The following is a 13,546-nucleotide window of genomic DNA, read 5'->3' as shown; positions in this document are numbered from 1 at the left end:
CTAAAACTCCTCAATATTAATCTGCTCTGTTCGTTTTACGTTATAGGGAAGAATGGAATTTGCAAATTCCTGAAAACATTCCTCCTCATCACTGACGAAAAAGCGGTAAGGAAATTCCTCATCTGTATGTATCTCATTCTCCATACCCTGTTCTTTTAAAAGCCGTTGTAATTCCTTTGCCGTCTCATAAGCAGGATTTACTAAAGTTACTCCATCTCCTACCAGTGTTTTTAAAGTAGAGCGAAGAAGCGGATAATGGGTACAGCCTAAAATAAGAGTATCTATATCCTTCTCTAATAATGGTGCCAAATATCGCTTGGCAACCTCTATAGTAACGGAATCTTTCAGCCATCCTTCTTCTACCAAGGGCACAAACAGAGGACACGGCTGTCCGATTACCTCAATCTCTGGATTTTCTGCCTGAATCGTCTTACGGTATAAATCCGACTTTACTGTTGCTCTTGTACCGATAAGTCCAATCTTTTTATTTCTGGTCGTCTGCGCTGCCACCTTTGCTCCGGGCTTTACTACACCGATAATAGGAATATCAATTTCTTCGCTGATTGTTTCAAGAGCCAAAGCACTTGCCGTATTACAGGCTACTACAATGGCTTTTACTTCCTGTGTCTGTAAAAAACGGACAATCTGTCTGGAATAACGTAAAATTGTTTCTTTTGACTTACTTCCATAAGGAACTCTGGCAGTATCACCAAAATACACGATTTTCTCATGAGGCAGATTTCGCATAATCTCTCTTGCAACCGTCAGACCGCCTACTCCGGAATCAAAAACGCCAATGGGCGCTGTTTTTTTATATTTCATACAATAACCTCATAACTGTCATTTTATCGTCTGTTCTCCATTTTACCCTTAACAAAGGGATATTGCAAGGTTAAAACCAACGAAATCCTATCCTCACCTTGAGCTTTTCCTGTGGATTTTTTAAAATCTCATCAAATTCCTCATCCGTAAGTACTGCCTTTAAATCCTCTTTCTTTTCTTCTGTCACTATACCGTAAGTATCATCAACAAAACATAAACTGGGATAAAGCACACACCACCAGTTATGCCCCTGTGCCTTTCCAATACGCACATTCAGAGCTTCGTACTCACCTGCCGGAAAAGTACAATCTCCATAAGTTTTGTCAGGAAAATACGTATTCTCTACTGCTGCATGAACTTCATAGTCAAATCCTGACTCCTTTACTGTCTTTTCTGCTTCTTCCTCTATTTCCTGTAAATGAATGAGTACCATCTCTTTTGTTTCTTCTAAACCGGCATCAGGATTTAATTTTTGCTGTAAGTACTCCACAATTTTATTTTTCACCTGTAATTTCAGCTTCTGGTCTGCCTCTTTATCACTATTTGCGATAACGTGGAGGCGGAACACCTCACTTGCAATCCCCTGTTGGATTTCCCTGTCAAGGCGTGCCTGTATTTCTCTGTTTTCCCGCTTTAAACGAACCGTATTTATTCCTGTTAAAAATAAGGTCAATGCCAGCCCCAGAACTGCTGCTGCCAACCAGATTTTTCTGTCTTTCTGTTTTTCACTCAACTTTTATGTACCTCCTGATTTTGTTATCAGGAGTATTGACGGATTTGCGGTCTTTTATTCACCAATTCTGCCTCTAAAAGCTGTGGCAGCTGTTCCTTTCTGTGCCACCTATTGTATAAATCCTGAAGGGTTACTGCGTTTTTGGGCTTGCCTTCCAGATTATTTTCTAAAATTCCTGTAAGATAATCTCCCACAGACTCCCCTCCCTGTGTGTCAAAGCTCATAAGAGCCTTCACATCTTCACAGGAAAACACATAAATATTTCCCGCCACGGAAGGCTTTTCCTCTAAATAATTTAAAAATTCAAACAAAGCATCCTCGTTTTCCAGCAAATCCTTGCCTAAAAGAATGATTTTCATGTGTCCCATATCCAGATAATTTTTTTGATTTCTGTTAAACGCCTCTTCCGCTTCCTTGGGAGTAGCTCCCTGATAAAAAATTGCCTGAGGCTGCTCCTCCTGATTTTTCCCTTGTCCTGTAATTTCTCCCAAGCCCGGAATACCATAAATCAGTTCAAAGCTTCCATCTTTATAATCTGCGCTCATGGACAACGGAAAGGCTCTGTTTTCCAGAGACACCCCACAGCCTGACAGGGGAAGCATACACAGTAAAATTGCCGCTCCTTTTACAAAAACAGATTTCTTTTTCCCTGCAAAGCCTGCATAGATAAGAAGGAGCAGGAACAATGGTCCGTAAAACCACCCTGTAATTTCCCAAAAAAGCTCCGGTGATACCTGTGCTTTCTCACATATTAAGGCTGCTGCCACCACTCCCGCTGCCAGAAAAGGCGCTCCTTTTTCCATATCTGTCCGCACCAAAAGCTCATGATTATAGAAAAACACACCTCCCAGCGCAAACAACATGCTGAACATTACCGCAGCCACCCAGAAAATATCCACACGCTCCAGAAAATCTCCCGGAATTCGGATGCCTGCCATAAATTCAACCATGGGATACCGACTGTGCTCATATCCTCCAATTCCAAAGCTTCCCTGAAGCAATAAAAGACACAACATCAAAATTCCTGTCACAAGAAATAATGCCCCCCTCATGACCTTTCCCGTTTCTCCCGGTTTTTTCACATTTCCCAGCGCCACAGGCAAAAATGTAAACGGCAAGAACGCACAAAAAACCTGATAGCTGCCTTTTAACCACCCCTGCAAGGTTAAATCCCCCAGCTCACCCAAATAATAGCTTTTCATCCGTAAAATTCCAAGGCACAACATTCCTGCCAGAATAAAGAGAAAAACAGGAAAACATACCTCTGCCATTCTTCCCCGCCTTTCCAGTCCCTGATGGCTGCCCAGATACGTAACTATGCCTGCCAGAACAATTACAATCCAGTACACACTGCCCTCTATCAGAAAGCGGTCTGTAATTCTGGCTGTCATCAAAAGAAGATACACTCCCATCAGCCACAGCCATGACATATACAAAAAAACAAAAACGCTGCCTAATATTTTCCCCATATATCTTCTGGGATTTTGCATAACTGTTTTTATTCGGATAAAATAAATACAGAAAAGGAGATAAACTGCCATTGCAGTAAGTAAACACAATATTCCCTGCCTTCCTGAAACCTCCGGAAACACAGGAATTGCCAATGTGTAAATCCCGATAAGTCCCAGAACAATTTGCCGAAACAGCTGTCTGTGAGAAATTCTGGCATTGTCTGCAAACATATCATACCCCTCCTTTCTTCTTTGTTCGGAGTTTTACCTGTTCCTCGCGCCTTGCATACAGAGGTCTTTTAGTAAGAAAGCGAAAAGGAGCACGAACCGTTCCGTCCTGCTCTCCTCTGTACCCTGTCTGATTTTGAGCTGCAAAAGGAGTGAGATAAGGAATTCCGAAACTCTTTAATCCTGCCAGATGACTGATAACCAGATAAAGTCCTAGCAAAATTCCAAACACCCCCAAAGTTCCTCCCAGAAAAATAAAACCGAATTTCAACATCCGAAAAGGCGCTGAAAACTCCTGATTTGGAATTGCCAGTGAACACAGAGCTGTCACAGCAACTACTACCACCACAATAGGGCTTACCAAATTCGCCTCTACTGCTGCCTGCCCCACAATCAAACCTCCTACAATACCTATGGTTCCTCCCAGCGGTCCCGGCATACGCACGCCTGCCTCCCGAATGGTTTCAAAGGCAATTTCCATAAACAATACTTCCAAAAGAGCCGGAAAGGGAACACCTTGTCGCGCCTCGGAAAAAGATAAAATCAGATTGGTAGGCAATACCTGCGTATGGAAATTGGTAACCGCAAGATATGTTCCGGAAAACAGTAACGTTAAAAACAAAGCAAAATAGCGAATAAGACGCTGAAAACTTACGATTTCAAAATGATTGTAATTATCCTCACTCACCTGTAAAAAATCATTTAAAACTGCCGGAAGCAAAATCCCTGTAGGAGAATGATCACACAGCAGTAAAATTCTGCCATTTAGGATTTCTGCCGCACACTTATCCGGTCTCTCTGTAGTCTGAAACTGAGGAAAAGGCGAAAGCCAATGCTTCTCTGTAAGCTGTTCAATAGCTCCGGTATCTAAAATCCCGTCAATCACAAAAGATGCCAAACGTTCTTCAATGTCTGACAAAAGCTCCGGCCGAACTAAATCCTCCATATATAGAAGCTGCACCAAAGTCTGACTTCTCTCTCCCAGTGTTTTCTGCTTTACTTTCAATCTTGTATCTCGAATTCTCTTTCGCACTAATGCGGCATTTGTTTTTACCGCATCAGTAAATCCCTCTTTTGAACCACGAAGCACTTTTTCTCTGCTGGATTCTGAAACACTAAGATTGGGATACCCCTTACTTCCAATTTTAATTGCCTTATTATAACCATCTATAAAAAATATAGCATTCCCTGCCAACATAGAAGCAAATGCTTTATCCATATTTTCTAACGGCTGTACATCAGAAATTCCCATTCCATTATCTTTGACAAATTCAATCAGCTCATCCCCCGGCATCTCCCATATATGATTTACCAGCTTACCAATTACAGAATCCTCCAGCACCATATTGCTTACGGCAACTTCGATGTAGACGACCAGACAGCGTATCTTCTTACCTTCCCCTAAAAGCATGGGACGAATAATACAGTCATCACAGTTTTGCAAGCGTTTTCTTACGTATTCTTCGTTTTCATCAATATGTGTTGAGATTGTGTTGTTCATAATTTTCTCCTCAAAATAGTTTTAAAGCTGAATGAACAGTGATGAACACAGCTCCGTATTTCAATGGCAAATGATTAGGAACATTTTCGCAGTTTTTTGAGCATAGTGATGTTTTGGAAGCCGTGTTTGTACAATAAAAAGGAGTTGTCACATAAATTTCATGCAACATCTCCTTTTATTATCTCACCCATATTCTCTTTTATTCTTGATTTAAACTACGAATAATTGCTTTTTGCTGATTATCAATATGAAGTTGTACATAGCTTAAAGCCTTTTTTTCATCTCTTACTCTCAGAGCCTCACAAATAGATTTATGTTCTTCTGCCAATGTACGGCGCACAGCAATATCTTTTAAATATTCCATACGATAACGATACATCTGCTCTCTTAAATTATTTAAAAGCTGTACCAGACGTTTATTATTGGTTGCCTGATAAATAGTGTCATGAAATTCCACATCTACTTCTGCCAGTTCTGTTAAATTATCAGACTCAATAAGCGTTTGAAAATGTGCTTCAATTTTTTCCAGATGTTCCATTTCTTCCTTTGTAATTCTCTCACAGGCAAGGGAAATGGCTAAAACCTCCATTCCTTTTCTGACCTCCAGCACATCATTTAAGTCTCTCTCTGTAATGGAAGCAACTTTTGCACCCTTTCTGGGAGCCATCACAACAAGTCCTTCCAGCTCCAGCTTACGGATTGCTTCTCTGATAGGAGTACGGCTGACTCCCAGCTTGTCTGCCAGAGCAATTTCCATCAGACGTTCTCCCGGTTTTAGTTCTCCCTTCAAAATCGCCCTTCTCAATGTATTAAAAACCACATCCCTTAAAGGAAGGTAGTCGTCCATATTCATTTCCAAATCCATTCCTGCTATTTTCTCCTTCCGCCATTGTTAAATACTGTTGTCAAAAAAACGGTTCTTGCCAGACGGCTTTCCCGCAGCGCTTCACAGGCGTTTTCCGCCGTTGCTTTATCATCAAATAATCCGAATACCGTAGGGCCGCTGCCGCTCATCATAGCATTTAATGCCCCATGTTCTTTCATGTGATCTTTAATTTTCTGAATAACCGGATAATGAGGAATTGTAACCGTTTCTAATACATTTCCCATGCAGTCTGCAATCTTATTCAAATTATGCCACTGAATTGCATCCAGCATTTTATCAATTTCAGGATGATACTCTAATTCATTGGCATGAAGATTTTCATAGACAAACTTTGTAGACACGCTGATTGCCGGCTTTCCGATAAGCACATAACAATCCGGACACGCAGGAAGGGCACGGAGCTTGTCTCCAATTCCCTCTGCCAACGCAGTTCCTCTTAAAAGACAATATGGCACGTCTGCACCGATTTTCACGCCTCTTTCCATCAGCTCTTTTACAGAAAGTCCCAATCCAAACAAACGATTTACTCCAATCATGGTTGCTGCCGCATCAGAGCTTCCGCCTGCCATGCCTGCCGCCACAGGAATAAATTTCTGCAAATCTACGGTAATTCCCTGCTCTACTTGAAATTCATCCATCAAAAGTTTCGCCGCTTTATATACCAGATTGCTTTCATTTACCGGTATGAAAGGCAGATTGGTAGTAATTTTAATTCCCGGTGTTTTACTGATTTCTATATCTAATTGGTCGTACATATTAATTGTCTGCATAATCATGCGCAATTCATGATATCCGTCTTCTCTTTTACGCAGAACATCTAAACCAAGATTGATTTTTGCCAACGCTCTTAATCTCATGGCTTCTCCTCCGACTTTTGTATATTGTATTCCTTTTAGTACATTCTATTCTATATGAAAACATATTTTTTTTCAACTGGCAAGATAGCCAAACAATTTCCTCCTATTTTTAAAGGAGCCGTTTACACGAAACCGCTCCTCTTACTGAAAATATTTTATTTTTCTACTTTTTTCATAAGCACTAAGGTGTCATACGGTTTGATTGTTTCATTTTCCATTTCATTCAATTCTAAAATTGTATCAATGGTCGTATAAAACCGCTTTGCAATATCCCAAAGGGTATCCTGCGGCTGCACCTGATATCCTACAATTCCCGGCATATTACGCAGTTTTTCCCTGTCCAGCTCTCTTTCTTCAATATTTTGGATAATTCCTGTTTCTCTCTGCTTCATTACCAGCGCATTTAAGTTAATCACGATTTTGGCCTCGATTTCATCGCTGTCAATCATGGTCGTGGACAATTGCTCTAAGTCCGCTCGCATATAATAAACACAATTTTCTGTAATCTGCTCTGCCTCGATTATATGCCGGAAGGGTATCATGGTTTCCATGGAATAAAACGGCATATCATCATCCCCGATAATATATAAAATCCGAATTTGGACAACGCCCTCCACCTCAATTCCGTTTTCTACAATTCTGCTGCTGTCTACTTTTACATTTCCGTCGCTGTGACAAATCTGCAAAATTTTTCCGTGACTGTTTTCTATTTTAATCCTGTCATTCACCTTGCACTTTGAAAAATTTTTCACCAGCAGACTTTCCAATACCTGATTTTCCCTGACTGCCTCACACTCTTTTAACGGCGTGTATACATCCATGAGAAGAGATAATTCCTCTTCCTCATAAATTTTCAGTTCCAGCTCCAAAACAACGTCCACGCCAATGACACGCTCTTCTCCGTCTTCATCCTGTTTCACCTTTAAATCACCTTGGGGCATGGAAATTTCCACATTGGGTATCATTTCCTGTGTGCAGCCCACACACTCCAGCTCCTGATAAAAGGGAACAGAATGCTCCAGCCATTGCAGGGAATTATTATCATCATTTCCGCTGTAAAGAGCAAAGACAAACAGCTCTCCCTTTACTGCAATTTTATCGTTTTCCGCACGAATATCCAACCCTCTTACCTCTACGGTATTCCAAAGCAGTTCATAAATATCCGGTTTGTTAGAGCTTAGAGAAATATCCTCTTTTACACGCATGGTGTCTTTTTTATGTATCACAGTACCGAGAATAGAAATATCCTCTTTTTTCTGGGAAATTTCATCATCTTCCACGGCAACGGGCAGCTCCAACTCTTTACTTTCCTCCACGTAAGCTGTAAAAGTCACTAATGCCTTTATATTCAATTTTCTGGAATTTATAAGCTGAACGCTCAAATCCTCGATATCCCATTTTAACTGTACTTTATCTCCGCTTTCCAGCCCCTCTAAGTTTAGAGTCTCTCCAATACGCAATGTTCCCATAAGGCTTTGAAGGCGTCTTTCTTCATTGTCGCTGACGTATAAAAGACTCACTACCAGCGCCCCTGTAATATATGCACGCCCCTCGCTTATCTGAATATCCTCTAACTGGATATCGCCCTTTTTCTGTATCATGCGCCCGATATCCGGCTTTACATCAGGAACGTTTAAATCCTCATCAAAAGTAATCTGATTAACTGCCTCGCACTTTTTTTGAAGCATATACATATTTTTTGTTACCAGTTCCACACCACTACCCCTTTTCTATTCAAAAATAACCGGCTCTTCCCGATATTTCATCTTAATCACCAGACAGGGATAAGATGCTTCCTCCTTCAGTTCTTCGCCATCCTGCGGACCAAGCAACGTCGTCTGTAAATGAATTGCATTATCCCACAGGGATAAATCTTCAATTTGTATGCTGTACCCTCCTGTTTTCTGTTCTCCATATCCTTTCATGAGGTAAAGATATCCTGCATCCTGATAAGTCATCTGAAATTCCTTTGCCTTATTCTCACCTATCAATTCTTTTACTTTTTCAGGATAATCTTCCTCTTTCATAACGGTATACTCCGGTTTTACACCGTCCATTGCCCTTACTTTTTCAATGCTGCAGCCACATAAAAAGCAGGATATCACTGTCAAAAGCAGGATTATGGCTGTTCCTTTTTTCACATCTTACGCCACCTTCACTTTGCCAGTCTTATCCTAAATGTATGCGAATTTTTTCTGAAATATGCGTACTAATCCTTGCATATTAGAGATGATTTCATTATACTTTATTAGATAGGTTGGGCCTGCACAATTAATTATTCAAAAGAAAGAAAGGTTATTTATTATGTTTCGATTTCTTATTGTATGTATCTGCGTTATCGGATACTTAATTCTGTCTATTCCTATTCTTATTGTGGAATGGATTGTAGGGAAGTTCAACAAACGAGCAAAGGATATCAGCTCCCTGCGTATTATTCAAACAGTTTTCAAATTTGTTCTGAAGGTTACCGGTGCAAAAATCACTATTATCGGCCATGAAAATGTTCCTACCAATCAGGCTGTACTGTATATCGGAAACCACAGAAGTTTTTTTGATATTCTGCTGACTTACACTTTATGCCCTGATTTAACCGGCTATATTGCCAAAAAAGAAATGGAGCCAATCCCTCTGCTTTCTACATGGATGCGTTATCTTCATTGCCTGTTCTTAGACAGACAGGATATTAAAGCCGGAATGAAAACTATTTTAACTGCCATTGATAAAGTGAAAAGCGGAATTTCTATTTGTATTTTCCCTGAAGGTACAAGAAATAAGGGAGAAAACGAACTGGAAATGCTTCCTTTCCACGAAGGCAGCTTTAAAATCGCCACAAAGGCAGGATGCCCGATTATTCCCATTGCAATCAGCAACTCTGCTGAAATTTTTGAAGCACATTTTCCAAAAATCAAGCCTTGCAAGGTAGTAGTTGAATATGGCGCTCCCATTTATCCTGACCAATTAGAAAAGGAAGATAAAAAGCATCTAGGGGCGTATACACAGAAAGTTATTTTAGAAATGTTAGAAAAAAATCACGATTTAGTTTAAAAAACTCTACTAAAAAAGGTATACATTGAACGCTTAATTTGCATCAAATGTATACCTTTTTCAGTATCGACTTACTTTACCAGCACTCCGTGTTCTCTATTCCCACATCTTTTGCTTTAAAAACAGGATTTTTTCCTTCTTTTTTCTGTTTTTCGTAATCTTTTAATACTTTCATCGCCGTATTTCCAAGAACCAAAATGACCAGAATATTTACGGTTGCCATACATCCCATCGTAATGTCCGCAATATTCCACATCATGGAGAAGTCTGCCTGTGCTCCGAAAAATACTGCTAAAAGACAGGTAATACGGAAAATAAATAACAATTTTTTATTATTTTTAATAAACAGAATATTCGACTCTGCATAATAATAATTTCCAATCAAGCTACTGAATGCAAAGGCAAAAATGGAAAGTGTGATAAAATGAATGCCCCAATTTCCTACGTTTGCGGAAATAGCCTTCTGCACAAAAGGAATACCGTCTAATACGCCGGACTCACCCTGCACACCGGAAAGTAACAGCATCATAGCTGTTGCAGAGCATATTAACAGAGTATCAATAAACACAGATAAAACCTGTACCATTCCCTGTTTTGCCGGATGACTTACAGATGCGCTTGCAGAAGCATTGGGAGCGCTTCCCATACCTGCTTCATTGGAAAAAAGACCTCTTTTAATACCGATTACCACAGCGCTTCCTGCCATACCTCCTGCAAATGCCTTGAAATCAAATGCCTGAGAAAAAATCATAGAAAACACTTTCGGAAGCTCTGTAATATTGGTAATGACTGTATAAAGTCCGATTAGGAGATAAGCACCTGCCATAATCGGTACTAATACAGATGTGATAAAACCAATTCTGTGTACTCCGCCAAAAATAACAAAGGCTGTTCCTACTGCCAAAATCAATCCCACAAGCATAGGATAAACCGTATCGCTATAACCCGGAATATAATATTCCAAAGAAGATGACATATTGAAGGATTGAAGCCCGTTAAAACCATAAGCAAAGCAAATAATCAAAAGAACTGAAAATAAAATCCCCAGCCAGCGTTTGCCAAGCGCTTTCTCCATATAATAGGAAGGACCTCCTCGAAATTCCTCTTTGTCCTTCACTTTATAAACCTGTGCCAAGGTACTTTCAATAAAAGCGGATGCTCCGCCAATGACTGCCATAAGCCACATCCAGAAAACTGCTCCTGCTCCGCCTGCTGCAATCGCAGTGGCAATTCCTGCAATATTTCCTGTTCCGACTCTGGAAGCTGTGGAAATCATCAATGCCTGAAAAGAAGAAACCTGTTTTTTCCCGTTTTCTTCTCCTGCTTTTTCCTTTAATACATGAAACGACTCTTTTAATAATCTCAACTGTACGAAACGTGTTCTTATTGTAAAATATATTCCCGTTCCTACCAGCAGAAATAATAAAAGATACGTATACATCCAATCATTTACTGCACTTAAAATGTTGTTCAGCATGTGTCATTTCCTCCTTACGTTATAGTATTTTACATGATGCCTTAACCATGCACACTTTCGAAATTATAACAGAAAGTATACTGCTTCGCAAGGAATTACCACATAGATATAAAATACCGTATGTCTAACTTAATTTTTCCACAATCTCCCCAAATTCCATAAAATGAGATGCCTTTACCAGTACAGTATCACCTTTTTCCAGAAGTTCCGGAAGCTCCTTCATCAAAGCTTCTTTATCTGCAAAATGTCTGACCTGAGTCTTAGAATTTACTTCCCCGGCCGCATCCGCCATATCTTTTGAAAGCTCTCCCACACATAAAAGAACATCAATCTCTTTTTCTGCCGCATGTTTTCCGACTTCTTTGTGCATCTTTCTTTCATCTGCACCCAGTTCTCCCATATCGCCCAGAATGGCAACCTTTCTGCCCAGCGCATCGGTAAGCACATCTAAGGATGCTTTCATGGATATTGGATTTGCATTATAGCAGTCGTCAATAACTGTATAATTCGGTGCTTCTATAATATGAAATCTGCCGCTTACAGACTGAAGGCTTTCAATTCCTTTACGAATTTCCTCTATGGTAAGACCATAGGTCAAACCAACTGCTGTTGCTGCAAGTGCATTATAAACAGAATGTTTTCCCGGAACAGGAATGAGTACAGAAAAACTTTCTTCTCCTGCATGAATACAGCAGGAAATCCCCTTTAACCCTTCCGGTTTAATCTCATCTGCCCAAATACCCTGATGATTTTCTACACCAAAAAATACCGGCTTTATTCCTTTTGTTTCCTGAACAGTCACCAGCTTATCATCATCACCATTTAAAATAATATGGTCATCTGACTGAAGATAATCGAAAATCTCTGTCTTTGCCTTTAATATTCCATCTCTGGATTTCAAAAATTCTAAATGACATAATCCAATATTAGTGATAACACAAGTATTCGGTCTGGCAATTTTTGCTAATCTGTGCATCTCGCCAAAATCACTAATTCCCATCTCTAACACTGCCATTTCATGTTCATCACGAAGACGGAAGATTGTCAGTGGAAGACCCAATTCATTATTGAAATTCCCCTGCGTTTTCAATGTATTGTATTTCTGTGCCAATACAGATGCAATGACCTCTTTTGTACTGGTTTTCCCAACACTTCCTGTAATTCCCACTACCGGTATCTGAAGTTGCTTTAAGTAAAATTCTGCAATATCCTTCACCGCTATAAGAGAAGACTTTACAAGAATATATGGAAAAGGCTTCTCTCCCAAATCTTTTTCCGATAAAGTAGCCAATACCGCTTTTTCCATTACCTGTTCAATAAAATCATGAGCGTCTACTCGCGCACCCTTAATAGGAACAAATAAGCCGCCTGCCTCTGCTTTTCGACTGTCTGTGAAAATACAGGTCACTTCCTTATCTTCCATTTCCTTGGGGCCTACATAAGTCCCGTTACAAGCCAATGCAAGATTTTTTAAGGTAAGATTTTTCATGGTGCCTTTCCTCCTATTGGTACTTTTTCAATGAAACTTCAATGAGTTTTTCGCAAAGCTGAGGGTAATCCATTCCGATTGCTTTTGCTTCCTGCGGAATTAAACTGGTTGGTGTCATACCCGGCAAAGTATTTGCTTCCAGACAATACATATTCCCCTCATCATCCATTAAAAAGTCCAAACGGGCATAAGCCTGAAGATTTAAAGCTTTATATCCCATTTCTGCATATTTCTGCATTTCTTTGGTCAGTGCAGAGGAAAGGTCTGCCGGACAGGTTTCCACACAGGAACCTGCCTGATATTTATTTTTATAATCATAAAATCCCTGTAAAGGCGCAATTTCAATAACAGGATATGCTTTCCCATCTACAACAGCAACGGAAAATTCTCTTCCTGTAATAAACTGCTCCACTACAACTTCATTTTCATAGGAAAAGGCTTCTAATAATGCCGCCTGATATTCAGTCTGATTGTTTGCAATACAAACACCTACACTGGAACCTCCGCAGCAAGGTTTTACAATAACAGGAAATCCCATTCCATAATCTGCAAACTGGCTGCTGCATTTCCCCTTTTCCAGCGTAATTCCCTTTGGTGTAGGAACGCCTTTTGCTTCAAACACCATTTTTGTAATCCCTTTATCCATTGCCATTCCGCTGCTTAAAGGGCCTGAACCCGTATATTTAATTCCCATTAAGTCCAAAACAGACTGTACTTTTCCGTCTTCTCCGTTTGCTCCGTGAAGCGCCAGAAATACAATATCGGCTTCCTTGCAGATTTCCAGAACATTCGGTCCGAAAAATCCCTTGCGGGTTTTCATGGTCTCTTCTAATTTACTGCTCATTTCTCTCATGGCATCTGCTGCTTTATCCACGTCATATTCTGTCGGAAACAGATTTTCTTCTTTCTGGGAAGCTCCGAAATATGGGTCTAAGAGGACTGCTTTGTGATTACGCTCTCTTAAAGCCTTGCATACGCCCTGTCCTGACGCAATGGATACTTCTCTTTCTGTACTGTTTCCTCCGGCTAATACTATAATATTCATATTATAAACTCC

12 protein-coding genes are annotated in these 13,546 nt (G+C 40.1%); 1 reads left to right on the top strand and 11 read right to left on the bottom strand.

Annotated features, from left to right (window positions below):
- The 8 genes from murI to CGC63_RS01755 all read right to left on the bottom strand — a co-directional run bounded on the left by murI (position 1) and on the right by CGC63_RS01755 (position 8,619).
- Positions 1-822: a glutamate racemase gene (gene murI, locus CGC63_RS01790; RefSeq protein WP_004221513.1), complete on the bottom strand. Its 822-nt coding sequence runs from the start codon at positions 820-822 to the stop codon at positions 1-3.
- A gap of 70 nt (positions 823-892) precedes the next feature.
- Positions 893-1,555: a stage II sporulation protein R gene (spoIIR, locus tag CGC63_RS01785; RefSeq protein ID WP_004221515.1), complete on the bottom strand. Its 663-nt coding sequence runs from the start codon at positions 1,553-1,555 to the stop codon at positions 893-895.
- A 26-nt stretch (positions 1,556-1,581) separates the two neighbouring features.
- Positions 1,582-3,237, bottom strand: coding sequence for a GerAB/ArcD/ProY family transporter (locus CGC63_RS01780; protein WP_004221517.1), 1,656 nt, complete (start codon positions 3,235-3,237; stop codon positions 1,582-1,584).
- A gap of 1 nt (position 3,238) precedes the next feature.
- Positions 3,239-4,735 (bottom strand): spore germination protein, encoded by a 1,497-nt coding sequence (locus CGC63_RS01775; RefSeq protein WP_004221520.1) that lies wholly within the window; start codon positions 4,733-4,735, stop codon positions 3,239-3,241.
- Between the two features lie 199 nt (positions 4,736-4,934).
- A complete protein-coding gene (locus CGC63_RS01770; protein WP_004221522.1) occupies positions 4,935-5,600 on the bottom strand; it encodes a GntR family transcriptional regulator in 666 nt (221 codons plus the stop codon).
- A gap of 5 nt (positions 5,601-5,605) precedes the next feature.
- Complete coding sequence (gene ispE / locus CGC63_RS01765) at positions 5,606-6,478, bottom strand: 4-(cytidine 5'-diphospho)-2-C-methyl-D-erythritol kinase (RefSeq protein ID WP_004221524.1); 873 nt, start codon at positions 6,476-6,478, stop codon at positions 5,606-5,608.
- A gap of 155 nt (positions 6,479-6,633) precedes the next feature.
- Positions 6,634-8,193 carry a DUF3794 and LysM peptidoglycan-binding domain-containing protein gene (locus tag CGC63_RS01760; RefSeq protein ID WP_004221526.1) on the bottom strand — a complete coding sequence of 520 codons (1,560 nt, stop codon included), beginning with the start codon at positions 8,191-8,193 and terminating at the stop codon, positions 6,634-6,636.
- A gap of 15 nt (positions 8,194-8,208) precedes the next feature.
- Positions 8,209-8,619: a protease complex subunit PrcB family protein gene (locus CGC63_RS01755; protein ID WP_009247485.1), complete on the bottom strand. Its 411-nt coding sequence runs from the start codon at positions 8,617-8,619 to the stop codon at positions 8,209-8,211.
- Positions 8,620-8,782: 163 nt separating this feature from the next.
- Here CGC63_RS01755 and CGC63_RS01750 point away from each other — a divergent pair, with 163 nt between their 5' ends.
- The gene (locus CGC63_RS01750) at positions 8,783-9,523 is read left to right on the top strand and encodes a lysophospholipid acyltransferase family protein (protein ID WP_004221535.1); all 741 of its coding nucleotides are present in this window, start codon (positions 8,783-8,785) and stop codon (positions 9,521-9,523) included.
- Between the two features lie 76 nt (positions 9,524-9,599).
- Here the strand turns inward: CGC63_RS01750 and CGC63_RS01745 are convergent, their stop codons facing one another.
- From CGC63_RS01745 to CGC63_RS01735, 3 genes are all read right to left on the bottom strand, one after another.
- Entirely contained in the window at positions 9,600-11,000 is a 1,401-nt protein-coding gene (locus tag CGC63_RS01745; RefSeq protein WP_004221537.1) for an alanine/glycine:cation symporter family protein, read from the bottom strand.
- 124 nt (positions 11,001-11,124) lie between these two features.
- Positions 11,125-12,489: a UDP-N-acetylmuramoyl-tripeptide--D-alanyl-D-alanine ligase gene (locus tag CGC63_RS01740; RefSeq protein WP_004221540.1), complete on the bottom strand. Its 1,365-nt coding sequence runs from the start codon at positions 12,487-12,489 to the stop codon at positions 11,125-11,127.
- Positions 12,490-12,502: 13 nt separating this feature from the next.
- Positions 12,503-13,534 carry a D-alanine--D-alanine ligase family protein gene (locus CGC63_RS01735; protein ID WP_004221543.1) on the bottom strand — a complete coding sequence of 344 codons (1,032 nt, stop codon included), beginning with the start codon at positions 13,532-13,534 and terminating at the stop codon, positions 12,503-12,505.
- Positions 13,535-13,546 lie beyond the last annotated feature (12 nt).

The sequence above is a fragment of the Blautia hansenii DSM 20583 genome (genome assembly GCF_002222595.2).
GTDB lineage: Bacteria > Bacillota > Clostridia > Lachnospirales > Lachnospiraceae > Blautia > Blautia hansenii.
This window is presented reverse-complemented; position numbering and strand designations above follow the sequence as displayed.

Excerpts from the sequence above, each read along its gene's own strand:
- murI (WP_004221513.1), bottom strand. The coding sequence starts at position 822 with ATGAAATATAAAAAAACAGCGCCCATTGGCGTTTTTGATTCCGGAGTA.
- CGC63_RS01780 (WP_004221517.1), bottom strand. The coding sequence starts at position 3,237 with ATGTTTGCAGACAATGCCAGAATTTCTCACAGACAGCTGTTTCGGCAA.
- CGC63_RS01775 (WP_004221520.1), bottom strand. The coding sequence starts at position 4,735 with ATGAACAACACAATCTCAACACATATTGATGAAAACGAAGAATACGTA.
- CGC63_RS01770 (WP_004221522.1), bottom strand. The coding sequence starts at position 5,600 with ATGGATTTGGAAATGAATATGGACGACTACCTTCCTTTAAGGGATGTG.
- ispE (WP_004221524.1), bottom strand. The coding sequence starts at position 6,478 with ATGAGATTAAGAGCGTTGGCAAAAATCAATCTTGGTTTAGATGTTCTG.
- CGC63_RS01750 (WP_004221535.1), top strand. The coding sequence starts at position 8,783 with ATGTTTCGATTTCTTATTGTATGTATCTGCGTTATCGGATACTTAATT.
- CGC63_RS01745 (WP_004221537.1), bottom strand. The coding sequence starts at position 11,000 with ATGCTGAACAACATTTTAAGTGCAGTAAATGATTGGATGTATACGTAT.
- CGC63_RS01740 (WP_004221540.1), bottom strand. The coding sequence starts at position 12,489 with ATGAAAAATCTTACCTTAAAAAATCTTGCATTGGCTTGTAACGGGACT.
- CGC63_RS01735 (WP_004221543.1), bottom strand. The coding sequence starts at position 13,534 with ATGAATATTATAGTATTAGCCGGAGGAAACAGTACAGAAAGAGAAGTA.